Raw genomic sequence first — 23,037 nt, forward strand, 5'->3', positions numbered from 1 at the left:
CGTGCAGGCAGCAGCCGGTTTGCAACGCCTGATCCTGTCGAACGGTTTGCGGGTCAATCTGATCCACGATCCCAACGCCAGCCGGGCTGCTGCCCTGTTTCAGCTCTCCGCAGGAAGTCACGACGCGCCAGCCCGCTGGCCGGGGCTGGCGCACCTGCTTGAGCACGTCCTGTTTGCCGGAAGCGAAAACTATCGGGCCGAACAGCGGCTGATGGCCTGGGGGCCAGCCTCCGGCGCACGACTGAACGCGACCACCCACGCCCATTATACAGCCTGGTTTTTTGATATTGCCGCCGATCGGCTGGCAGAAGGCCTGCCAAGGCTGGTTGATATGCTTGCCAGGCCGCTGCTGGCCCTTGAGTCCGTGCGCCAGGAAGCGGCCGTGATTGACGCAGAGTTCCAGATGCTGACCCGGCATACCGACACGCTTTGTGAGGCGGCGTTAAGTCAGGCGATTGTCACGCCCCAGCGGCTGCACGATTTTCATGTCGGCAATCGGCAAGCTTTTGGCGAGGATTACTCCGCACTGCAACTGGCCCTTAAGGCATATCATCAACGGTTTTTCCGTGCTGACGGGCTGGAGTTGTGGCTCCAGGGGCCGCAGTCTCTGGAGACGCTGGCCCGGCTTGCACAATCCGTCGCCAGCGCCTTCAGCCCTGTGCCCACCGGACCCCAGTCAGCTCAGCCTGTGCTCAGTCTTAACACCCGCCACAGCTATGGCCTGAACTGTGGCACGGCTGAACGCCTCTGCCTGAGTTTTGCTGTTGCGGCGGAACATCGTCCCCTGTTGTCGATGCTGCGCGAAATGCTGAGTGATAACGCAGCGCACAGCCTGCTGGCCAGGCTGCGGGAGGGAGAACTTTGCGATTCGCTGCAACTGACCGAACCCTGGCGCAGTCCCCGGCAGTCGCTGACTGGCGTGATGTTTGAGCTTTGCGAAGCCGCAAATCCTGCGGCCATTGAAGCGATATTTTACCCCTGGCTCAGCTACGCTGCCCGTCTGGAGAGTACCCGGCTTAAGCACTACGCCCGCCTGGCAGGACGCCGGTTTCGCCAGCTCGCAAGCCTGGATCAGCTCCGTGCCAGAGCCTTTGGTCTGATTCCGCCGGATAACGAAGCGGGGTTAGCTGAAAGCTGGCAGGCGCTGATGGCAACCTTGCTCTCCAGGCCGCCAACACGCCTGTGGGTCAGCCCGATCGTGGCTGCCAGCCCCGTTCAGGTGCAGGGCTTTACCCTGAATAGCGGGATTATTGCCTGGCCAGAACGCGCGGCTGGCAATCAGGAAGCGTCGGTTACTGCTCTGCCTGAGCCTGCCAACACCGCCATGACAGCCCCGCCGCCGATCACCGATGCGGTGCAACGGCAGGCCTGTGCCATCAGGAAAGGAGAGTCTCCCTGCGATCACCAGCCCGTCGGCGATGCCTTTCCGGATTTCAGCAACGCTTTTTATTCCGACACTCTGCCGCTGACGCTTCCGCCGTTGCCTGACGAGACGGCTCCGCTAAGGCAGATCCCCGCCTCAGGCACGCCTTTGCTGCTGATTAACCCCTGTCCCGGAGAGCCGCTTACGCGCCGTGCAGCCTGCCTGATCGAAGCGGCGCTGCAACCGGTTTCCGGGCTTTGTCAGCATCAGGGTGGCGAGCTACACTGGGGGCAGCAACAGGGCATCTGGCTTCTTCAGCTAAGTGGAACGCCCGCACTGCTGCAAACTGTTCTTGCCGCCGTGACAGACGCATTAAGCCACCCTTCAGCCACGGTAGCGGCTCAGGGCGATCGCCTGTTCCGCAAAGCATGCCGCGCGATAAATGCGGACATTGCCATCCGGGCTTTGCTGGCCCATCTTCCGGACAGGCTTACCGGTGAGGCTTACCTGACAGATCAACCGGCGGACTCAGGCTCAACTCAGGAAACGCCAGGCAAGACGCTGACTTCCGGCTTGCAGGCAGCAACGCCTGACTCTTTGCCGGACCAGCCCTGGCAGGCTGTTCTGTATGGGGGAGAGGAGGATTTGCATCAGGCTTTATCGCGCCTGCTTTCCCTCTGGCCTGGCGGTGTCAGTTCAATGCCTGAAACCAGATTGCCCGGTAGTGCTGGTGGCCATCATCGGGTTTTTCCGGCTACGGCTCAGGATACCGCCGTGCTGCTGTTCTGCCCGCTGGCGGAAATCAGCGCCGGGTGCCTGGCAGCATGGCAGCTACTGGCCGCGCTGTTTGAGCCGCGTTTTTTTCAGCGATTGCGTGTTGAACTGAACATCGGTTACGTGGTGAGTTGCCGCTTTCATTTTTCAGCCGGGGAAGCGGGGATCCTTTTTGCCCTGCAATCACCGACGTTGAATTTAAGCCAGCTTTCGCACCATATCCTGGATTTTATAGCAAATATGGCTGATTTTATGCGGGAAATTTCAAGCCTCTGGCTCGAAGAAAAGCGCGCGGACCTCATCAACGCTTTGCCCCCCTCAGGCCAGAAAACCCCGGACAATGTCTTGAGCACTGGGGTTATCAGCAGCTTGCTCTGCCGGTTTTGACGCCCGAAGTTATCAGCGCAATGTCTCATGACAGTCTCCAGCGCTATTTCCGCCTTTTCAGCAGTGAAAAGCAGCGCTGGTGCTGGCTGAGCAATACATAATCCTGTTTTATCCCCGCGGTGCCTGTGTGCCCCCAAGCACGGGCAGCACTTCGCGCATCAGTGCCAGAAAGGTTCGCAGTTTGGCCGGATAGAAGCGTGCATAAGGATAAACCAGATAGACGGGGAGGGGCGCTGCATGCCACGCCGGGCAGAGGTGCCGTAATCTTCCCTGTTCAATGTCCTCTTTTACCACCCATGACGAGGCAATCCCGATGCCCATGCCTGCCAGCACAGAATGGCGCAGCGCATAGAGGCTGTCGGTCAGCAACTGTGGACGAATATCAATGCGCTGCGTTTCCCCCTGCCCGTTATTCAGCACCACTTCCTGACGATAAAAAGTGCTCAGGGCAACCCAGGGAAAATCGGCCAGCGCGGCTGGATGTTCTGCTACCGGGCGGTCTTTTAACAGGGCGGGCGAGGCGATCAGGATGCGTGGAACTTCTGCCACCAGCACCGCAACCACGGAAGGATCCGTCATCGCCCCCACGTGAACAGCACAGTCTATTCCCTCTGCAATAAATTCCGGACGCCGGTCGCTGAGCATCCATTCCACGGTCATTTTGGGATAGTTACGCAGGTATTCCTGCAGGGGCGCAATCATCTGATCCTGCCCAAAAGCGTGCGGGACCAGCACCCGCAGCGTGCCTTTAGGTTCCTCTGCCGATCCCCGCAGATCGTCCTCGATCGCCTGCCATCTCTCCACCAGCGCCCTGGCATGAGTGAAACAGCGTTCACCGTCTTCCGTCAGCTTCATGATGTGGGTGGTGCGTTGCAGCAGCTTTACGCCCAGCAGACGCTCAAGGGATTGCAGCCGTCGGCTGACGGTAGGCTGGGTGGTGTTGAGACGCACAGCCGCCGCAGACAAACTGCCCGCTTCGACTATCCGTACAAAAGTTTGCATTAACTCTATGCGATCAATGCCTGACAGAGAGGATTCATTCATACGTACAACGTATAACAGTTCTACTGGCCGGGGGGCTACCCTGAAGCGCTGAATAGGGTAAAAATGTGATCATCATCGCACAACAGGTAAACCCTATGTCCCTTACAGAGTCAGTCCCTACTTCAGAGCAAAAGGTCAGCGGCAGCACTGTGCTGATGCTCGCTACCGGAGCCGGATTCGCCGTAGCCTCTATTTATTACAGCCAGCCTATGCTCGGGATTCTGGTCAATGAGTTACATGCCGGCGTCGGTCTTGTTGGGCTGGTGCCCACTCTGACCCAGATTGGCTACGCGCTGGGGATTTTATTGCTGGCTCCGCTGGGCGATCGCCATGATCGCCGCCAGATCATTATTCTGAAAGGCCTGCTGCTGACGTTAGCTTTACTGCTCAGCGCCTTCAGCGGCAGTATCACCATGCTGATGGTCGCCAGTCTGGCGGTAGGCATTGCGGCTACCATGGCCCAGGATATCGTTCCGGCTGCCGCGACGCTCTCGCCTGCGGCACAACGGGGCAAGACGGTTGGCACTGTGATGACCGGTCTGCTGTTGGGCATTCTGCTTTCCAGGGTATTGAGTGGTTTTGTGGCCGAGTATTTTGGCTGGCGCAGTATGTTCGTCGCTGCCGCAGTGATGGTTGTCACTATTACTCTGGTGATCTGGCGCAGCCTTCCTGCGATTCCTGCCAGCACTCCCCTGAGTTATCCCGCCTTGCTGGCGTCGATGCGTCATCTCTGGACCGCTTATAAACCGCTGCGCAGAGCCACGCTGGCCCAGGCTCTGCTCTCTGTAGGCTTCAGTGCCTTCTGGTCCACGCTGGCGGTGATGTTACATGACGTTTATCACCTGGGAAGCGCCACCGCCGGGATGTTTGGTCTGGCGGGTGCCGCAGGCGCACTGGCAGCACCGCTGGCCGGAACGCTTGCAGATCGTCGTGGTCCCGAACTGGTGACACGCATCGGCACCTCTCTGGCTACTCTCTCTTTTGCGGCGATGTTTCTGCTGCCGTTGTTACCGGCGCCGTGGCAGCTGGCGTTGATTGTGGTTTCGGCCATCGGCTTTGATTTTGGCGTCCAGTCAACGCTGGTCTCGCATCAGTCCATCATCTTTAGCCTGGAACCAGCCGCCCGCAGCCGTCTTAACGCGCTGATGTTTACCGGTGTCTTTATCGGCATGGCGACAGGTTCGGCACTTGGCAGCCTGATCCTTGAAAAAGCGGGCTGGCAAGGCGTGGTTATGCTGCTGACCGCGGCAGGTTTGGGCAGCATGGTGGTGCGGTGGATGAGCCGTAAACAGGCGGCATAAAAGCGCCCGTCAGGCGCAAAAAGCCCGCAGCCGGAGGTGAATCAACGCGAGAAGGACTATTTTTTTGATTTGTATCGCGTAGGCCAAATCTGTTCTGGTGTCTCATCCAGGGCAGCCGCTATCAACTGCTCTCCTTTAGGCCAGGGACGGCGTAAAGCGTTGGATAAGGTTGAAGAGGCCAGCCCGGAATCGCGGGATAAAGCCGATAAGGTTGTTCCTTTTTTCTTTAATGCCGCGATAATATCTGCGGGGTGCCAATCCACTCGATTCATAGTTCTTCTCAGCGTTGCGGATAAAAGTCTCACTTGTAGACGATGAGTCACAATGATACCACGATATTTTTCAATTGTGACTAATAGTCCGTGGACTAAAAGACTACAAAGCGCAATGCTGAGCAGATGGAAAAACTAAACACCATTAAAATTCTTTTTGGAAAAAGAGTAAAACAACTCAGACTGCAGGCAGGCTTGTCGCAAGAAGCTTTTGCATTAAAATGCGGCTTGGATCGCACCTATGTTTCTGGAATTGAACGAGGTTTGCGCAACCCGACTTTGGAAGTTATCGCTATCCTGGCGAGAGGATTGGGGATAGAGATGAAAACCCTCATTGAGTTCGAACATAAGATTTAAATATTTTTATTTTTTTATTCTCAATAAATTCATTCTGTTAACTTCCGCATTTAGTAATATTTACTTACCAGGCTAATAAAAAACAAACTTTTCAGTTTTAACTTATAAAAAACGTTATTTTTTTCAGATTTTTCTGCTCTCGTTTTTTTAAGCGGAGAACTGATTTTCTGAACATCTCCCCTCCTCCCCGTCAAAGAATGCCGGAAAAACCTTTCGACGTTAATTCTCTGAGTCTTCATTTTTTAACGGATCGTTTGTCTGCGGATATACAGTCGTTGAGGCAGATTCCCGGCGAGCTTTTAAGCTTCGCGTGAGGGCCTTCAGGCCGCGATGCGAAGAGCGTATGGTCGATGCCTTAATGATACGCTCGCCGCCTGGCTCACCGGGTGGCGTGGAACGGTCCCCTGAGCAGAATGGTCAGCCCCTTCTCTGGCCTGAGCACTTTGCTGGCTACGGGGGGAAAATCGTTAAGCGCGCCCCGGCCCTCACGGCCTTTGAGATAAATTTTTTCTTTATCAGACAGAATCAATTCCCGTTTTTAAAAGAAAGATGCAGGAAATCGCGGTATCAAATAACAATGGTAATGGTTATCAAAACCATTTATTTAGCGGAATAGTTAATATTACAACGTAAATAATTATCACTTAACTATCAGAGTGTTATGCAGATAACGTCGGGGGATAAAAAAGCCATTAAATGGTTTTTATTTCAACAACAGACGTGCATAATGCCCACCATTAACGCTGAAAAAAATATTACCTAATGGAGCCACTATGCTGACTGCTGATATGACCGCCAAACTGAACGATCAATTAAATCTTGAGTTCTTTTCTGCCAATCTTTATCTGCAAATGAGTGCCTGGTGTGCTGATAAAGGCTTTGAGGGCGCTGCAGCGTTTATGCGTGAGCACTCAGCAGAAGAGATGCAGCACATGCAGCGTCTGTTCAACTACCTCAGTGACACCGGAGCCATGCCGGTTCTGGGTTCCATTGCGGCCCCGCCGGTTACCTTTAACTCGCTGAATGAAGTGCTGGAACAGGCTTACGAGCACGAAAAGCTGATCACCAGTAAAATCAACGAGCTGGCTCATGCAGCCATGACTACCCAGGACTATTCGACCTTTAACTTCCTGCAATGGTACGTTTCCGAGCAGCATGAAGAAGAGAAACTGTTCAAATCAGTGCTGGATAAACTGGCGCTGGTGGGTACCGGTGGACAGGGTATGTTCTTCGTCGATAAAGACCTGATGAAAATGAGCAGCACCAGCAATCCTCAGTCTTAATCGCCCCTGGCGAAGAGCGTCACTTGCTCACAGACCGTTAAAAAGGAGCCTTCAGGGCTCCTTTCTCATTACTGCCTGTCAGCGCCGCCGATCACCCTTTGCAGACTCCAGCGTCCTACTTCGGCAGCGACAAACGATAGAATTTAGTGTCGACCTGCATCAGCGGAAACGCAGAAGGCAGAGCGTTTACACTGACGTCACGAAAACCGTTTTTCTCGTAAAATCGGTGTGCGGCGATAAATTTGTCGGTGGTGCCCAGCCAGATATCCTTCAGCTTACGCTGGCTGGCATGGCCAAGCAGCGTATTTAACAGCGCATTCGCTACGCCATGCTGTTTGCCGCGATAGTCGCTGGCCACAAACATCTTTCGCAGTGCAGCCTGTTGCAGACCGATATCCTTCAGACCGATAGATCCCACAACCCGATCCCCGGCCAGCGCCAGCCAGAAATCGCCTGTTCCGCGCTGATAATACTGCTCAATTTCGTTAAGATCCGGCTGCTGTTCGGCGGTAATGGCAATGCCAAATTCCTGCGTCTGAATGGGCAAAATCAACGCCAGAACGGCCTGCTGAAAACGGGGTTGATAACGGTGAAGTGACACGTTGAGCGACATCATGCTGCACTCTTAGCCAGGGAAGATGAAAGTACTGTACCACGATAATCGACAATTTATATTTATCAATTGTACTGAGGTCAGGTCCGAAAAGAGGGCTTTAAGGCAGTCTCTCATCCAGCAGCAGAGCACCGGTACAGGCGGTGTTGGTGTGCCCATCTGGATAAGCGCCCTGGGCTGCGGCCAGCAGGGAATAACGAGGGCGCATTGCCGTTCCTTATAAAACTGAAGACGTTAAGGCAGTGCCTGCCAGGGTAGATGACAGAAGGGTGACAGCGGGCAAGCCACCCGCTGTGGCAGGATTATTTCTTTTGTAGTAAATAGCTGTTTTCAAAACCAGGAATGCTGCCAATTACGTCATAGGCAGAGAAATAGCCGCCCGCGCGTAGCAGATCCACAGCCGGGCCAACTTCCGGGGAATACTGATGATCCCGATAGTCATCAAAGACAATGAATCCGCCCTGTATGACGGTCGGAGAATAGAGCAGAAAATCGAGTAAGACGTGACGTCCCTGATGTCCGCCATCAATGTGTAACAGTGCTGTTCTTGGTGCTAACGCCTTAACGCGCTCCACGCTGAGTTCGGAATACCCCCGAATCAGATGCACTTCCGGAAAGAGTTTCTGGTGGTAAAAACCCAGCTCAAGCTCCTGTTTCGGCAGTTCCATTGGATCAATACTGATAATCCTTCTTTTACGCTGGCAGACCTCATTCATAAACGAGGTGGATTTGCCTTTCCAGACGCCGATTTCAATGATGTCGCCCTCAGCATTGGCATTGGAAAGCAACCAGCAAAGGTATCCGAGGCATTTTACGTGACTGTGAAACGACAGCTCTTTTCGCGCCATCGCCAGCTCAGGCGGTAATTCAGCCTGTGCTGAGATAAAGTCGTCACTGACGCGATCCCAGACTTCATCCAGGGTCTTTGTTAATTCCGGATCCTGTAAAAATACTTTTAAATCAGCAAGCTCAATCATTTTTCACACCCTGTAATCAGTGAATTTGCTCTCATATACTCTCTGTTCAGGTGGGTGATAAAGTCCGGCCTGAACCTGATATCGTCCTGATGAAAGCCGTCACAACGCCTCAGGCAGTAAAGAAAAGCCCATTTTGCTGAGCATAAATTTGCCATAATGCACGCTGGATTGAGGCGAGGAATAGCTGATGTTTAGCTGCTTATTTCACCGGATAAATTTCACATTCTGCTTGTCATCAGCATGAATCAGAACAGGGAAGGCGCTCTTTATCGCATGATGTTGCTTCGCTAACGGGCGTAATGCCGTCTGCTGCATAACCTCCTGCATTTTCGCTATTTCCGCCCTTTTTCCCCCTCCGGCATACTGAAAACTCTTCTTCTGGGGGGGCCGTCATGGCTTATTATCTGAATGCACAGCAACGCAAAGCTATAAAACAGCGGGAAACCCACTGGCTGTGGCGCAGTGAACTCCCAACCTGGGCCCTGATAGTGGCTGTTTACAGCGGCTGGTTTTGCGTGGTGGCAAACTGGCAGGCCCTCGGCCCCTGGGCTGGCACACCTCTGCTGATCCTGCTGACTACCTGGTACATGTCTCTTCAGCATGAATTGATTCACGGCCACCCCACCCGCTGGGAAAGGGTAAATCAGCTGTTTGGACAGCTGCCATTAGCGGTCTGGTATCCTTACCGCCTCTACCGTGACTCGCATCTTCAGCACCACCGTAACGAGTTTTTGACTCTGCCGGATCAGGATCCCGAAACCTTGTATTACAGTGCGGCACAATGGCAGCGTTATCCCAGGTTGTTTCCGCTGCTTGCTGCGGTAAGGAATACGTTGCCTGGCCGTGTCCTGCTTGGCCCACTGCTGGATATTGCCGGGACCCTGAAAGACGCTACACGAAAAATGCTGGCCGGCGATAAGCAGGAGCAGCAGATGTGGTTGCTTCATGCCCTGCTGCTGGCGGGGCTTTTTTCTGGCTGCACCAACAGGGTATTTCTTTTGGGTGGTATCTGCTGGCCGTGAGTTATCCCAGCCTTGGCCTGACAAAAATCCGCTCTTTTTATGAGCACAGGGCTGAAGTGAATCCTGAGGCCCGTTCCGTTCTGAATGAAGCAGGTCCGTTCTGGCGGCTGCTGTTTTTAAATCTGAACTATCATTTGGTTCATCACGACCTGCCGGGGTTGCCCTGGTATGGCCTGCGTGAGGTTTATCTGGCAGATCGTGAAGCTTATCAGCAACGCAGCGAAGGCTATGTTGTTGAAGGGTACAGCGCCTGGCTGGCCTTTTTCCTGACCCCCATCGGGGTAAAAATCCACCCTTTTGCCAATCAAGCGAGTCCTGCTGATGATAGCGTCACTGCCGATGTACCCCTTTTCTCCTCCTCAGGTGGAGGGCTTCTGGCAGAAGTTGAGGATGGCTCTGCCCTCACTGCCTCTGCCAGCAAACCTGAGCTGGCCTGATCCCCTATTACCGCACTGGCAACGCAGCGATTTATTGCTCAGCCAGACCTGCGGCTATCCGCTGGCCACTAAACTGACCGGGGTGCAGGTAGTGGGTGCATTTCATTACGCTGCTCCGGGTTGCGAGGGGCCAGACTACCGCAGCTGGATTGTGGTGCGGGAAGAAGAGAAAGGCCAGTCGCTGGCCGATTTTCAGGGCCGCAGGCTGGCTTTTAACAGCGAAGATTCCCAGTCTGGCTGGCAGGCCATTATGAAGATGACGGGCGGCCCGAACTTCTTTTCAGCCACTGCCCCCTCCGGCGGCCACCGCCGTTCAGTTGCACTGGTGCGCGAGGGTGCAGCAGACATAGCGGCCATCGACTGTGTCAGCTGGGCCTTGCTGCTGCGGGACTTTCCTGCCGAACTGGCCGGTCTGAAAATTATTGATCGCACCGCCAGCGTTCCTGGTTTGCCGTTAATTACCTCAGCAGAGACACCTGTAGAAAGAGTTGCTGCGCTGCGTGATGGCCTGACACAGGTGGTGAACGATCCTGCTAACCGGCCGATGCTCAATGCGCTGTTGATCAAAGACTTCAGCCCCCTTCCCCGCTCTGCCTGGCAAATTATTCTCGGTTGATAACTTAGGTCCCAAAATGGGATGTAGTAGTTGAAAAAGTCCCTTATTGGGACTATTGTCGCCGTATGAAAATAATCACGCTGGCAACACTGCGCAGCTTCTGGGCGAACTACCCGGATGCAGAGCAACCGATCAAGGCGTGGGTGGATGAAGTCAGAAAGGCGGCATGGAAGACACCCGCAAAGATAAAAGAACATTACCGAAGCGCCAGCATTTTGAAAAACCGGCGCGTGGTATTCAATATTAAAGGAAACAATTACCGGCTGATAGCGGCTATCGCGTACCAACGTGGATGGGTGTTTGTAAAATTTATCGGCACGCATAAGCAATATGACGTTATTAACGCCGAAACGGTTGAACCGGAGTAAATGATGAACATCAAACCCATTCATACAGAACAAGATTATCAGGCTGCTTTAAAAGCTGTTTCCCCTTTGTTCGACAATGAGCCTGCGATGGGCACGCCTGAGGGTGATTTTTTTGAAATCACCTGTCTGCTGATTGAAGCTTACGAAAAAAATATTATCCCGTCGTCCCTCCAGATGCGATTGAGGCCATCAAGTTTCATATGGAACAACGGGGGCTCACGGTGAAAGATCTGGAACCGGCGATCGGTAAATCAAATCGGGTGTATGAAGTACTGACTAAAAAACGCAGCCTGAGCCTTAATATGATTCGGAACCTGCATAAGCAATTTGGCATTCCGTTGGAGAGTTTGATCCGCGCCTGAACAAGGGATTGTCCCTGGTCCCGACACGTCTGCCCTGGGCGATGTGGATCACGTTTCCAGGATTTTGTGCCGCCACACAATCCAATGGTGCTGGTTTTCGCGTATGTTGCCTTTTTTCCTGACGGGCAGCGGCGGGCATGTACGAAGTCGATCTGATTTTACTGCTTTTACAACAGATGTGCGTGTTTCTGGTCATCGCCTGGCTTATGAGCAAAACCCGCCTTTTTATCCCTTTAATGCAGGTTACCGTGCGCCTGCCGCACAAGCTTCTCTGCTATATCACCTTCTCAATTTTCTGCATCATGGGCACTTATTTCGGGTTGCATATCGAAGACTCAATAGCCAATACGCGCGCTATCGGGGCGGTGATCGGCGGCTTACTGGGCGGCCCGGTGGTGGGCGGTCTGGTGGGCCTGACCGGAGGGTTGCATCGTTACTCTCTTGGCGGGATGACGGCGCTGAGCTGTATGATCTCTACCATTGCCGAGGGGCTGTTGGGCGGCCTGATGCACAGCGTGCTGATCAGAATGGGCCGTGCCGATAAAGTCTTCAGCCCCCTGACGGCGGGCGTAATTACTTTTATTGCCGAACTGGTGCAGATGGCGATCATTTTACTGATCGCCCGTCCGTTTCAGGACGCACTGCACCTGGTGCAAAGCATTGCTGCGCCGATGATGGTCACCAACACGCTGGGGGCCGCGATGTTTATGCGTATCCTGCTGGATAAGCGGGCGATGTTTGAGAAATATACCTCGGCTTTTTCGGCGGTAGCCCTCAGGGTTGCGGCCTCTACTGAGGGGATCCTGCGGCAGGGGTTTAACGAAGAGAACAGCCTGAAAGTGGCTCAGGTCATCTATTCCGGGCTGGAGATTGGCGCGGTTGCTATCACCGATCGCGAAAAACTGCTGGCCTTCACCGGTACTGGCGATGACCATCATCTGCCGGGCACGGCCATTTCCTCCGCTTATACCTTTCGCGCGATCGATACCGGAGAAGTGGTGTATGCCGACGGCAATGAAGTCCCCTACTGCTGCTCGATCGATCCTCAATGCAAGCTGGGTTCCACCCTGGTGATCCCGCTGAGGGGTGAGAATCAACGGGTGATCGGCACCATCAAACTCTATGAAGCCAAAAACCGGCTGTTCAGTTCGATCAACCGCACGCTGGGTGAAGGTATTGCCCAGTTGCTGTCGGCACAGATTCTTGCCGGTAAGTACGAACAGCAAAAGGCGCTGCTGGCTCAGTCGGAAATTAAACTGCTGCACGCTCAGGTTAACCCGCATTTTCTGTTTAATGCGCTGAATACGCTGGTTGCGGTGATCCGTCGCGACAGGGATCAGGCCGGACTGCTGGTGCAGGATTTGTCGACGTTTTTCCGTAAAAATCTCAAGCGCCCCTCGGAGATAGTGACGCTGGCCGACGAAATTGAACATGTGAATGCCTACCTGCAAATTGAAAAGGCGCGCTTTCAGTCACAGCTTAACGTGCGGATAGAGATTCCGGACGCATTATCACATTGCCAGCTACCCGCTTTCAGCCTGCAACCGCTGGTTGAAAACGCGATAAAGCACGGCACTTCACAGCAGCTTGGCAGAGGTGACGTTTTTATCCAGGCGCGGCAGGAACAGGGGCATCTGCTTCTGGCCATAGAGGATAACGCCGGGCTTTATCAGCCTCAGAATACGCAGGGATTAGGGATGAACCTGGTGGATAAGCGGTTACGGGCCCATTTTGGCGATGATTACGGCATCACCGTGCATTGCGAACCGGAGCAGTCAACCCGCATCATCCTGCGGCTGCCGCTGGAGGAAGGAATATGTTGAGAATAATGATTGTCGGTGAGAATCGGCTGGCACGGCATAACCTGTACAGCCTGAGGCTGGAGACGCCATGTTGAGAATAATGATTGTCGATGATGAACCCCTGGCGAGGGAAAACCTGCGCATTCTGTTACAGGATGAACAGGATATCGACATTGTCGGAGAGTGCGCCAACGCCGTTGAGGCGATTGCCGCGGTTCACCGCTTGCAGCCCGACGTGCTGTTTGTGGATATCCAGATGCCACGCATCAACGGGCTGGAAATGGTGAGCATGCTGGATGATGCCCGCCGCCCCCGGATCGTTTTTCTGACCGCTTTTGATGAGTACGCAGTGAAAGCCTTCGAGGAACACGCTTTTGACTATTTACTTAAGCCCGTGGCCGCTGAGCGCCTGGCGAAAACCCTGACCCGTTTGCGTCAGGAGCAGAAACCTCAGGATCTGTCGCTACTGCCGGAAAGCCAGCAGCCTTTGCAGTTTATTCCCTGTAGCGGTCACAGCCGTATTTATCTGTTACCGATGGAGGATGTCGCCTTTGTCAGCAGCCGCCTGAGCGGAATATACGTCACCAGCGCCGCCGGTAATGAGGGGATCACCGAGTTGACGCTACGCACGCTGGAGGGACGGACTGCTTTACTGCGCTGCCATCGCCAGTATCTGGTGAATATGGCGCATCTGAAGGAGATCCGCCTGGAGGATAATGGCCAGGCGGAGTTGTTACTGCGCAGCGGGCTTACCGTACCGGTCAGTCGTCGTTACCTGAAACCACTGAAGAAAAGCCTGGGGCTGTAAAATATTGCACAACAGCCTTATCAAGCCGGTCAGTCGTCGTTACCTGAGACCGCTGAAGAAAAGCCTGGGGCTGTAAGCGCCGCATCCGGGTTCTGGCGTAAGCCTGCGAAAGCCTGGCGAATCGCCTGCTCAGGTAGCTGAATGCCAATAAAGACCAGCTGACTTTGCGGCGTCTCATCAACCTGCCACTCACGATCCCAGTCTGCACTGTAGAGGCGCTGCACGCCCTGGAATAACAGACGGCGTGAGTCGCCAGCAATCCACAGCATGCCTTTATAGCGCAACAGGTTATCCGCAAAGCTCACCAGCAGCTTTTCCATCACGGCAGAAACCTCTTCAAGCACCACCGGATAGTCCAGCGCCACCACCACTGAAGTGACTTCGTTCTGCTGCGAAGAAATAAAGTGGAAGCGCTGCCCGGTCTGGACCACGTTTTCCTCCAGCATAAACCCCCGGGTGTTAAACAGCAGCGCCAGATCAATTCTGCCATTTACCACCGGACAAACAGGCGCCCGAGCGTTGATACGTTGCAGCCGCGCAGTCAACTCACTGCTCTCTCCTGCCAGATCCGTTTTGGTCAGCAACAAACGATCGGCGTAACCCACCTGAGACTGTGCCACGGTGAATTTATCCAGCTGCTGTTCCGCATGGACGGCATCCACCAGGGTGATAACGCCATCCAGCAGATAGCGCTCGCACAGCGTTTCATGGGTAAAAAACGCCTGAACGATCGGCCCCGGATCGGCCATTCCGGTACACTCAATGATTAACCGGTCAAACTCTGCTTCCCCACGATCCAGGCTGGCAAGCAGGTCCAGCAGCGTCTCTTCAAGTTCAGTCGAGCGGGTGCAGCAAATGCAGCCGTTACTCAGCGTTCTGAGCTGGGTGGCCTGGGCGACGATCAACTGATCATCGACAGGGACTTCACCAAACTCATTCTCTATCACTGCAATTTTGTAGCCGTGCTGCTCATGAAGAATATGGCGCAACAGCGTGGTCTTGCCTGCCCCTAAAAATCCGGTTAATACCGTTACCGCAATCTGGGTCATGCCCACTCTCCTGTATTTCTCAGCAACAGCGCATGCCGCCCTTTCCATCACCACCGTAACGGGCCTGCTGGCGTTCGCGGAAAAACTCGTTATAGGTCATGACCGGTTTGTCCGGATGGTTGGTTTGCATATGCTGAACATAGGTATCGTAATCGGGAATGCCGATCAGCATTTTGGCGGCCTGGCCCAGGTATTTTTTTGCTTCGCCTAAATTACCAAACATAACGTCTCCCGACTGGACGGCCCCGCCTGAGCGGGGCTTCAAGGACTGTCAGTGGCCGGAAGATATTTTCACACCCTCTTCCGGTATCGCGACATACGGCGTCTCTTTATCCGTACGCTCCGGAGAGCGGCGCGCCCTGATTGCGGCGCGGATGCCGTAAAAGATAATGCTGTAGACTACCACCAGGAACAGAATACTCAGCCCTGCATTGGTGTAATTATTGACCACAATGTGATTCATGTTGGCAATTTGCTGGGCTGTGAGTTCGCCTTCACCGGCAAGAACACGAGCTTTGTACTCTTTTGCCATATAGAAGAAACCTTCCATCTCTGGCCTGCTGCTGAAGAGTTTCATTGCCAGCGCCCAGGTGGTACAGATCAGCAGCCAGCTGGCGGGAACCACCGTCACCCAGATATATCGGGTACGCTGCATTTTGACCAGGATGACGGTCACCAGCACCAGAGCCACTGCCGCCAGCATCTGGTTCGAAATACCGAACAGTGGCCACAGGCTTTTCACGCCGCCAAGCGGATCCACCACGCCCTGATAGAGCAGGTAGCCCCAGAGTCCCACACAACCAGCTGTGCCGATGATCCCCGCTACCAGCGAATCCGTTTTTTTCAGGAAGGGAACAAAATTCCCCAACAGATCCTGCAGCATAAAGCGTCCGGAACGGGTGCCCGCGTCCAGTGCGGTCAGGATAAACAGCGCTTCAAACAGGATGCCAAAGTGGTACCAGAAGCCCATATCCGCTACCGGTACAATCTTATGGAACACCATCGCAATCCCCACTGCCAGAGTCGGTGCGCCACCCGCCCTGTTAAGGACTGAAGGTTCGCCAATATCTTTCGCCGTTTGCAAAATCTGCTCAGGGGAGATCACAAAGCCCCAGGCGCTGACCGTGGCCGCCGCATGCGCCGTGACTTCATGCAGTTGTGCCATGATCGCTGCCGCATTGGCCGAGCCCAATTCGTGCAGGTTGGGCATAGTGATGCCCAGCCCGGCCGGTGGCGTGTTCATGGCAAAGTAGAGGCCAGGCTCAATAATGGAAGCCGCCACCAGAGCCATTACCGCCACAAAGGATTCCATAAGCATGGCACCATATCCGATAAACCGCGCTTCAGTTTCGAAGGCCAGCAGCTTGGGTGTGGTGCCCGAAGCAATCAGGGCATGGAAGCCGGAAACGGCCCCGCAGGCAATGGTAATAAACAGGAATGGGAACAATGCTCCCTTCCACAGTGGCCCGGTGCCATCGATGTACTGGGTCATTGCCGGCATTTTCAGGTCCGGATTCAGGATGATGATCCCCAGCGCCAGCCCGATGATCACGCCGATTTTCAGGAAGGTTGCCAGATAGTCGCGCGGGGCCAGAATCAGCCAGACCGGCAGCAGCGCAGAGACAAACGCATAGCCAATCAGCGTAAAGGTGATGGTGGTGTCTTTAAAGGTCAGCGCCGGTCCCCAGTAGGGATCATGAGCAATCACGCCACCGAACCAGATAGAGGCAACCAGCAGAATAATGCCGATGACGGAGATTTCACCCACCCGGCCAGGGCGCAGAAAGCGCATATAAATACCCATAAACAGGGCAATCGGCACCGTTGAGCAGACGGTAAACACGCCCCAGGGGCTTTCGGCCAGCGCTTTCACCACGATCAGCGCCAGCACCGCCAGGATAATGATCATAATGATAAAACAGCCGAACAGCGCGATGGTTCCCGGTACTGCCCCCATCTCCTCCTTCACCATTTCCCCCAGAGAGGCACCGTTTCGACGGGAAGAGATAAACAGCACCATAAAGTCCTGCACCGCGCCGGCCAGCACCACACCGGCCAGCAGCCAGAGAACGCCCGGCAAATAGCCCATCTGTGCCGCCAGCACCGGCCCCACCAGCGGACCAGCCCCGGCGATTGCCGCGAAGTGGTGACCAAACAGGACAAATTTATTGGTGGGGACGTAATTCAGCCCGTCATTATTGATAACGGCTGGCGTCGCGCGGGTTGGGTCAAGCTTCATGACCTTTTGCGCGATATAGAGGCTGTAATAGCGGTAAGCCACCAGATAAACCGACACAGAGGCGACGACAATCCACAGCGCACTGACGTGTTCACCCCGGCGTAAGGCCACCGTTGCCAGACAGAAAGCCCCGATAAGGCCGATAATCGCCCAGGGCAGATGCCTGGTTATTTTTTTCCGATCATATTGAGATGCCTGATGTTAATAAAGAATCAAACGGCAGTGATATTTTGACTGGCTTATCAAGACCATTTATCAGAAAAGAGCCGCCCCGTGGGCCGGTACTATGTTGGCTAATTTCTGCTCCTGCCGGGGGAATAAATGACTCAGTGGTTGTTCAGGCGGGCTAAGCGGTACTCTGTGGCACCAGGCGGTTTTTTACTGTTTTTCAGTGGGTTAATTATTTGACCGGCCTCACAGTTTATAGTGCAACATCATCAGGCCACTGCGCTTGCCGTACACATTCACACCAGGTTAAAATAGAACTAAATCTAACCCATTATTTTGATTGATTATTTTAATTAACTGCAGACGTAATTCTTTGGCATTAACGGAAATCTGGCGTGGAATATCACGCTGATGTCTTACTGATGAAGCTAAATACCACGCGGCAGCCAAAATCATCAGTACGGCATGGCACTATGACAAACCTGAAATCCCTGTTGCTCTCCGGATGTTTGCTGCTCAGCGGCTGCGCTTCCCTCTCCAGCAATAATATCGACACTTCTGAGCAGGCCAGCCTGCTGGCAACCTGCCATATCTCTGTTCAGCATCAGATTGATGCCCTGGCGCAGCCGCTGATTGACCAGCATCGCACCCCCGGCGTGGTGGTGGCGTTATTGCATAACGGCCAGCGCCAGGTGTTCAGTTACGGCTATACCGATAACGACCACAAAATTCCGGTGACAGGTGACACGCTGTTTGCCGTAGGGTCCGTCACCAAAGGATTCACCGCTGAAAGTGCCGCCCTGCTGGTGGAACAGGGCAGGCTGAACTGGAGCAGCACCCTGCGTGAGATGCTGGGCAGTGAGATTCCGTTAAGCAAAGATGCAGGTCAGATCACCCTTTCTGAGCTGGCCACCCACACTTCAGGTCTGCCACGGCAGGTGGATACGCTGCCAATGCTGGGGAAATTAGCCCGCTATCTCTTTACCGGAGAGCCTTTTTACGACGATCTGGATAAAGGCGATTTCACAGCTTACCTGAGCGATTTCCATCGCCCTGCCCGGCGTTCAGTTATCTATTCCAACCTTGGCTACTCCCTGCTGGATTACGCGATCGCGAAGCACAGCGGGCAGCCGCCCCAGACGATCGCCGGGCAGCAAATCATCGCGGCTCTTGGCCTGAAACATACCGGATATGTTCCGCAAATATTGCCGGGTTACGCACAGCGGGCCAGAGGACATGCGGGCGATCAGCCGAAATTTGTTCGTCGGGGAGAGAGAGTGCCAGACTGGCATTTTTCCGGCTATATGGTGGGAGCCGCGTCGCTGTGGTCCAGCGCCAACGATCTGCTGACCTACCTTGATGCGCATCTTAATGGCAGCGGCAGTGTCAGCCTTGATCGGGCTTTTGACGATGCGACCACCATTCGCTTTAAGGAGCCGCAAAACGACTCCTCCGCGCTGGCCTGGCTGAGCAACAATATCAATGGCCAGAGCATCATGTATCAGTCCGGGTTTATCGGGGGCTATGCCAGTTATATCGGGATGGATATCAAACACCGCACGGCCATAGTCGTGCTGCAGAACAGCTTTAACTGGGACAATGATATTGGCCACCGGATGCTGATGCGGCTGGCTGAGAGTGAGGATCGCCCTGGCGCATGTCAGCCCAACGCGGCAAATTCAGTAAGCCCGGAGTATCAGGAGCCAGCACGGCACCTGGCGGTTCAGAGCGGCAAACTGATGAAGCTGGCAGAGAGTAAGTAAAAGGCGGCAGACGTGCCGCCTTCAGGAAAGCGGTTAGTCGTCCAGTTGCAACGGAGGAAGCTGGGCAAATACGCTTAGCAGACCGGCGCTCCATAGCTGGCGAATCTGCGAGTAATAGGGATGTTTTTCAGTGATATGGTACTGCTGTGCGGTGCTGTAGCTGTCGCAGGGATAGATCATCACATCCAGCGGCAAGCCTACGGAGATATTACTGGCGAGCGTGGAATCCATTGAGATCAACGCGCACTGCATCGCCTGGTCCAGCGGCGTATCAAAACGCAGTACCCGGTCGATAATCGGTTTGCCGTATTTGCTCTCGCCTATCTGGAAATAGGGCGTATCAGTGCTGGATTCAATAAAATTTCCCTGGGGATAAATCTGGAACAGCCGTGGCTCCTCGCCTCTGATTTGCCCGCCCAGCATCAGCGTGCCACCAAACTCCTCCCCGTCACGCTTGATGACTTCACGCAGGGTTTCCCCCACCAGCAGAGCCACGTCATACATGTTGCTACAGCTCATCAGGTTAGGCTTGCTGGCGTCTTCGCACCCTCGCCTGAGCAGGCTGAGGGCACTTTGTGTGGTGGCGAGATTACCGGCGCTTTGCAGCACCAGCGTACGCTCATCATCCTGCTGAAAAACGTGCAGCTTCCGGAAGGAAGAGATATGGTCGACTCCCGCATTAGTCCGGGAGTCCGATACAAAAATCATCCCTGACGATAAACGCATTGCCACACAGTAAGTCATAGTTTGCCCGATAAGATTATTACTGCTGCGAATTCACCAGTTGCACCGCAGCCACTGCCAGCATGTCTTCGTTGCCGCCACCAAGCCTCATCCCCCTGACCGGACAGGCGTCCATATAGTCGACGCCTATCGCCAGTTTGAGATGCTGTCGGGTGCTGCGGGTATTGTTGGTGATGTCAAAGCTGTGCCAGCTTCCCTCCACCCAGGCTTCAACCCAGGCGTGGGTCGCCACATGCTCTACTGAATCAGTATAAAGGTATCCGCTTACATAGCGAGCCGGGATATGCAGACTGCGGCAGCAGGCCAGGAACACATGGCTGTGGTCCTGACAGACCCCGGTTCCCGCTGCAAACACTTTTGCCGCGCTATCCGTCACTATGGTGCTGCCGGGCTGGTAAGGCATCTTCAGCAGCAGTTCATCCATCAGGCGATCCAGCCCCGCAAGCGGTGCCTCCGGCCGGAAATAGCGCTGGGCAAAATCCCGGATAGCGGCATCAGGCTGGGTCAGCGGCGTGAGACGCAGGAACACCAGAGGGGAAAGACGGCTGTCAGGATCGGGCGACAGATCGCCGTCATCCAGAATTTCAACCACCCCACGCGCTTCAATCTCAATTGACTGATGGGGCGTATCCAGCGTCAGCACATGCAGCACGTTGCCATAGGTATCTGTAGTGCAGATAGCCTGTTCAGGCAGGTAGAGATCCCACGAAAGGATCTGCTGATGAATGGAATCCTGCGGCGTCAGCCGCAGATACTGGGTGCTTTGCTTCACCAGGCTTTGATAGCTGAAACAGGTTTTATGGGCAATATCCAGTTTCATTTGGCCTCCAGGTAAGTCTGTTGAATGCTCTCTGCAATGGTGCCCAGATCGCCCAGAAAATTGCGTAGCCAGCTGTGGATCCCTGCACTGACCAGCGAGTCATAAGAGGTGAAGCGTAGCTGCGCATAGAGCATCGCCACCAGCAGGCGTGGGCGGTTTTCACCACTGCCGCCGATCAGATTCAGCTGGTTGACGATCTCTTCAATGCAGGATCTCAGGGATCGCGGGCTCTCTTCGCGCAGGATCAACATCTCGTTGACGCTGCCACTGGCGAGCTGCTGCCTGTAGATAGTGTGATAAGCCTCGCGGGCCGAAACCGATCGCAGCAAGGTATCCAGGCGATAATATTCCCGCACCGAATCATCATCCTGCTCGGTCAGAGAGAGGGTGACATCCAGCAATCGCGCGGTGCAGTCTGCCCGCTCCAGCAAGGTTCCCAGCCGGATAAAGCTCATGGCATCACCACGCATCAGCGTGCCAAACATGGCGCCACGGAACAGATGCGAACGCTCTTTTACCCAGTCAAAAAAGGCGTCGGCTCCGCTGCTGTCCACCCCTTTGCGGCGTAGCTTACGCATCTCAATCCAGCTGGAGTTGATGCTTTCCCACACTTCAGAAGAGAGGCTGCCACGCACGGCATGGGCATTGTTCCAGGCGGATTCCCAACAGCAAAAAATACTGCCGGGATTGCGCTCATCAAGCACAAAAAAGTTGAACAATTGCGGCATGGTCAGCCGATCGTTCAGCGTCCAGAACAGCTCGCTGGTGCTGGTAAGATTCAGCGGCACGCGCAGTTCATCATCCAGGCTGCTACGAACCGGCATCAATGACAGGCGATTCGTCACGTCCAGCACGCGGGCAATATTTTCGGCACGCTCCAGATAGCGCGCCATCCAGTACAGGCCACTGGCTGTGCGACTCAGCATGCGTCATCCTCCAGAACCCAGGTATCTTTGGTGCCTCCGCCCTGCGACGAGTTCACCACCAGCGATCCTTCAGCCAGCGCCACGCGGGTCAGGCCGCCCGGCACCAGACGGATCTCCGCGCCGCTCAGGGCAAAGGGCCGTAAATCGATATGCCGGGGTGCCAGCCCCTGGCCAACAAAAGTCGGACAGGTTGAAAGCGCCAGCGTCTCCTGGGCAATGTAGTTATGCGGCCTGGCAAGTAACAGGGAACGGAACTCATCCAGCTGCTTCTGGCTGGCGACGGGGCCAATCAACATGCCGTAGCCGCCCGCCCCGTGCACCTCTTTCACCACCAGCTTTGCCAGGTTCGCCAGTACCCAGGAGAGCTCGTCAGGCCGGCGGCACTGCCAGGTCGGCACATTGTTCAGGATCGGCTCTTCAGAGAGGTAGAACTTCACCATATCCGGCACGTAGGGATAGATCGATTTATCATCCGCCACGCCGGTCCCTATGGCATTAGCCAGCACCACATTCCCGGCCCGGTAAACCGACAACAGCCCTGGCACCCCCAGCATGGAGTCTGCCCGGAAGGCCAGTGGGTCAAGGAACGCATCGTCCACACGGCGATAAATCACATCGACTTTGCACGGCCCGGCGGTGGTTCGCATCATGACCGCGCCATCTTTCACAAAGAGATCGGCACTCTCAACCAGCTCCACGCCCATTTGCTGGGCCAGGAAACTGTGTTCGAAATAGGCGCTGTTGAACCGTCCCGGCGTCAGCACAACCACCACAGGATCGTTGACCGGAGAGCTTTCGCGCAGGGTTTGCAGCAGATGGGATGGATAACGTTCTACGGGAGCGATACGCTGTTGCGCGAACAGTTCAGGATAGAGCCGCATCATCATTTTGCGGTTTTCCAGCATGTAGGAGACGCCCGACGGGGTACGCAGGTTGTCCTCCAGCACGTAGTATTCCCCATCACTGTTGCGAACCATATCCACGCCACAGATGTGCGCATAGATACCCCGGTGCAGAGCGATCCCCTGCATACAGGGCTGATACTGGTCATTCACCAGCACCTGCTCCGCCGGGATAATCCCCGCTTTGAGAATATGCTGCTCGTGATAGATGTCATGAAGAAAAGCGTTAAGCGCCTGAACTCTCTGGCGGATCCCTTTGTCGAGCATTGCCCATTCGCTGGCCGGAATAATACGCGGCACGCTGTCGAAGGGGATCACTCTCTCTGCGCCACCCTCTTCACCGTAAACGTTGAAGGTAATCCCTACGCGGTGAAACAGCAGTTCGGCCTCTTCCCGTTTGCGGATGAAGGCCTGGTGGTCAGATTTCTGCAGCCAGTGCCAGTAATCGCGATAGTGCTGGCGATGCTGTCCACTGCCCAGCAGCATTTCATCATAAAAACCTGATGCGACTTCATAGCCTTGATTCATGATTTCCCTTCCACTTTCAGTGAACCCGTCTCTGAATCTGCACAAAACGTGCCAGTCCACATCGCAGACAGGAGGGGGTCGATGCAGCGCCAGTTTTACTCCGCAGCATGAC

20 protein-coding genes and 2 pseudogenes are annotated in these 23,037 nt (G+C 54.7%); 11 read left to right on the top strand and 11 right to left on the bottom strand.

Features of this window, described 5'->3' with window-relative positions:
* The first annotated feature begins 1 nt into the window (after window position 1).
* Window positions 2-2,524, top strand: a complete 2,523-nt coding sequence (gene pqqF / locus VRC33_RS18920; protein ID WP_338558259.1) for a pyrroloquinoline quinone biosynthesis protein PqqF — start codon at window positions 2-4, stop codon at window positions 2,522-2,524.
* A 108-nt stretch (window positions 2,525-2,632) separates the two neighbouring features.
* Here the strand turns inward: pqqF and VRC33_RS18925 are convergent, their stop codons facing one another.
* Window positions 2,633-3,568, bottom strand: coding sequence for a LysR family transcriptional regulator (locus VRC33_RS18925; RefSeq protein WP_338558262.1), 936 nt, complete (start codon window positions 3,566-3,568; stop codon window positions 2,633-2,635).
* A gap of 95 nt (window positions 3,569-3,663) precedes the next feature.
* Between VRC33_RS18925 and VRC33_RS18930 the strand changes: the two genes are divergently transcribed.
* On the top strand, window positions 3,664-4,869 hold the full coding sequence (locus VRC33_RS18930; protein ID WP_338558265.1) for an MFS transporter: 1,206 nt from the start codon (window positions 3,664-3,666) through the stop codon (window positions 4,867-4,869).
* A gap of 56 nt (window positions 4,870-4,925) precedes the next feature.
* Here the strand turns inward: VRC33_RS18930 and VRC33_RS18935 are convergent, their stop codons facing one another.
* Window positions 4,926-5,141, bottom strand: coding sequence for a helix-turn-helix transcriptional regulator (locus VRC33_RS18935; RefSeq protein WP_338558267.1), 216 nt, complete (start codon window positions 5,139-5,141; stop codon window positions 4,926-4,928).
* 126 nt (window positions 5,142-5,267) lie between these two features.
* Between VRC33_RS18935 and VRC33_RS18940 the strand changes: the two genes are divergently transcribed.
* Both VRC33_RS18940 and ftnA read left to right on the top strand, forming a co-directional pair.
* A complete protein-coding gene (locus VRC33_RS18940; RefSeq protein WP_338558269.1) occupies window positions 5,268-5,498 on the top strand; it encodes a helix-turn-helix transcriptional regulator in 231 nt (76 codons plus the stop codon).
* Between the two features lie 773 nt (window positions 5,499-6,271).
* A complete protein-coding gene (gene ftnA / locus VRC33_RS18945) occupies window positions 6,272-6,781 on the top strand; it encodes a non-heme ferritin (protein WP_338558272.1) in 510 nt (169 codons plus the stop codon).
* A gap of 115 nt (window positions 6,782-6,896) precedes the next feature.
* Here the strand turns inward: ftnA and VRC33_RS18950 are convergent, their stop codons facing one another.
* A complete protein-coding gene (locus VRC33_RS18950) occupies window positions 6,897-7,397 on the bottom strand; it encodes a GNAT family N-acetyltransferase (RefSeq protein WP_338558275.1) in 501 nt (166 codons plus the stop codon).
* A 299-nt stretch (window positions 7,398-7,696) separates the two neighbouring features.
* Complete coding sequence (locus VRC33_RS18955; protein WP_338558278.1) at window positions 7,697-8,371, bottom strand: CmcI family methyltransferase; 675 nt, start codon at window positions 8,369-8,371, stop codon at window positions 7,697-7,699.
* 392 nt (window positions 8,372-8,763) lie between these two features.
* Between VRC33_RS18955 and VRC33_RS18960 the strand changes: the two are divergent.
* The 6 genes and pseudogenes from VRC33_RS18960 (at window position 8,764) to btsR (ending at window position 13,786) form a co-directional block, all read left to right on the top strand.
* Window positions 8,764-9,830: pseudogene (locus tag VRC33_RS18960) on the top strand (fatty acid desaturase).
* Window positions 9,784-10,446 carry a PhnD/SsuA/transferrin family substrate-binding protein gene (locus VRC33_RS18965; protein WP_338567418.1) on the top strand — a complete coding sequence of 221 codons (663 nt, stop codon included), beginning with the start codon at window positions 9,784-9,786 and terminating at the stop codon, window positions 10,444-10,446. The pseudogene VRC33_RS18960 and the gene VRC33_RS18965 overlap by 47 nt, the downstream one beginning before the upstream one ends.
* 65 nt (window positions 10,447-10,511) lie before the next feature.
* On the top strand, window positions 10,512-10,814 hold the full coding sequence (locus VRC33_RS18970) for a type II toxin-antitoxin system HigB family toxin (RefSeq protein WP_338558283.1): 303 nt from the start codon (window positions 10,512-10,514) through the stop codon (window positions 10,812-10,814).
* 3 nt (window positions 10,815-10,817) lie between these two features.
* A pseudogene (locus tag VRC33_RS18975) lies at window positions 10,818-11,176 on the top strand (transcriptional regulator).
* 137 nt (window positions 11,177-11,313) lie between these two features.
* Entirely contained in the window at window positions 11,314-12,999 is a 1,686-nt protein-coding gene (locus VRC33_RS18980; RefSeq protein ID WP_338558285.1) for a sensor histidine kinase, read from the top strand.
* Between the two features lie 67 nt (window positions 13,000-13,066).
* On the top strand, window positions 13,067-13,786 hold the full coding sequence (gene btsR, locus VRC33_RS18985; protein ID WP_338558288.1) for a two-component system response regulator BtsR: 720 nt from the start codon (window positions 13,067-13,069) through the stop codon (window positions 13,784-13,786).
* A gap of 29 nt (window positions 13,787-13,815) precedes the next feature.
* Here btsR and yjiA read toward each other — a convergent pair whose 3' ends face one another.
* From yjiA to VRC33_RS19000, 3 genes are read right to left on the bottom strand one after another with little or no spacing between them, the layout of a single operon-like run.
* Complete coding sequence (gene yjiA / locus VRC33_RS18990; protein WP_338558290.1) at window positions 13,816-14,835, bottom strand: GTPase; 1,020 nt, start codon at window positions 14,833-14,835, stop codon at window positions 13,816-13,818.
* A 19-nt stretch (window positions 14,836-14,854) separates the two neighbouring features.
* On the bottom strand, window positions 14,855-15,058 hold the full coding sequence (locus tag VRC33_RS18995; protein ID WP_338558292.1) for a YbdD/YjiX family protein: 204 nt from the start codon (window positions 15,056-15,058) through the stop codon (window positions 14,855-14,857).
* Window positions 15,059-15,106: 48 nt separating this feature from the next.
* On the bottom strand, window positions 15,107-17,245 hold the full coding sequence (locus VRC33_RS19000; protein ID WP_338564915.1) for a carbon starvation CstA family protein: 2,139 nt from the start codon (window positions 17,243-17,245) through the stop codon (window positions 15,107-15,109).
* A 470-nt stretch (window positions 17,246-17,715) separates the two neighbouring features.
* Here VRC33_RS19000 and VRC33_RS19005 point away from each other — a divergent pair, with 470 nt between their 5' ends.
* Window positions 17,716-19,005 (top strand): serine hydrolase domain-containing protein, encoded by a 1,290-nt coding sequence (locus VRC33_RS19005; RefSeq protein WP_338558296.1) that lies wholly within the window; start codon window positions 17,716-17,718, stop codon window positions 19,003-19,005.
* A 33-nt stretch (window positions 19,006-19,038) separates the two neighbouring features.
* Here the strand turns inward: VRC33_RS19005 and VRC33_RS19010 are convergent, their stop codons facing one another.
* From VRC33_RS19010 to VRC33_RS19025, 4 genes are read right to left on the bottom strand one after another with little or no spacing between them, the layout of a single operon-like run.
* Window positions 19,039-19,749, bottom strand: a complete 711-nt coding sequence (locus VRC33_RS19010) for a proteasome-type protease (RefSeq protein ID WP_338558298.1) — start codon at window positions 19,747-19,749, stop codon at window positions 19,039-19,041.
* Between the two features lie 19 nt (window positions 19,750-19,768).
* Window positions 19,769-20,569, bottom strand: coding sequence for a transglutaminase family protein (locus tag VRC33_RS19015; protein WP_338558300.1), 801 nt, complete (start codon window positions 20,567-20,569; stop codon window positions 19,769-19,771).
* Window positions 20,566-21,495: an alpha-E domain-containing protein gene (locus VRC33_RS19020; protein ID WP_338558302.1), complete on the bottom strand. Its 930-nt coding sequence runs from the start codon at window positions 21,493-21,495 to the stop codon at window positions 20,566-20,568. Before VRC33_RS19020 ends, VRC33_RS19015 begins: the two co-directional genes overlap by 4 nt.
* Window positions 21,489-22,925, bottom strand: a complete 1,437-nt coding sequence (locus tag VRC33_RS19025; RefSeq protein ID WP_338558304.1) for a circularly permuted type 2 ATP-grasp protein — start codon at window positions 22,923-22,925, stop codon at window positions 21,489-21,491. The genes VRC33_RS19020 and VRC33_RS19025 overlap by 7 nt, the downstream gene beginning before the upstream one ends.
* Window positions 22,926-23,037 lie beyond the last annotated feature (112 nt).

Source organism: Erwinia sp. E_sp_B01_1, assembly GCF_036865545.1.
GTDB lineage: Bacteria > Pseudomonadota > Gammaproteobacteria > Enterobacterales > Enterobacteriaceae > Erwinia.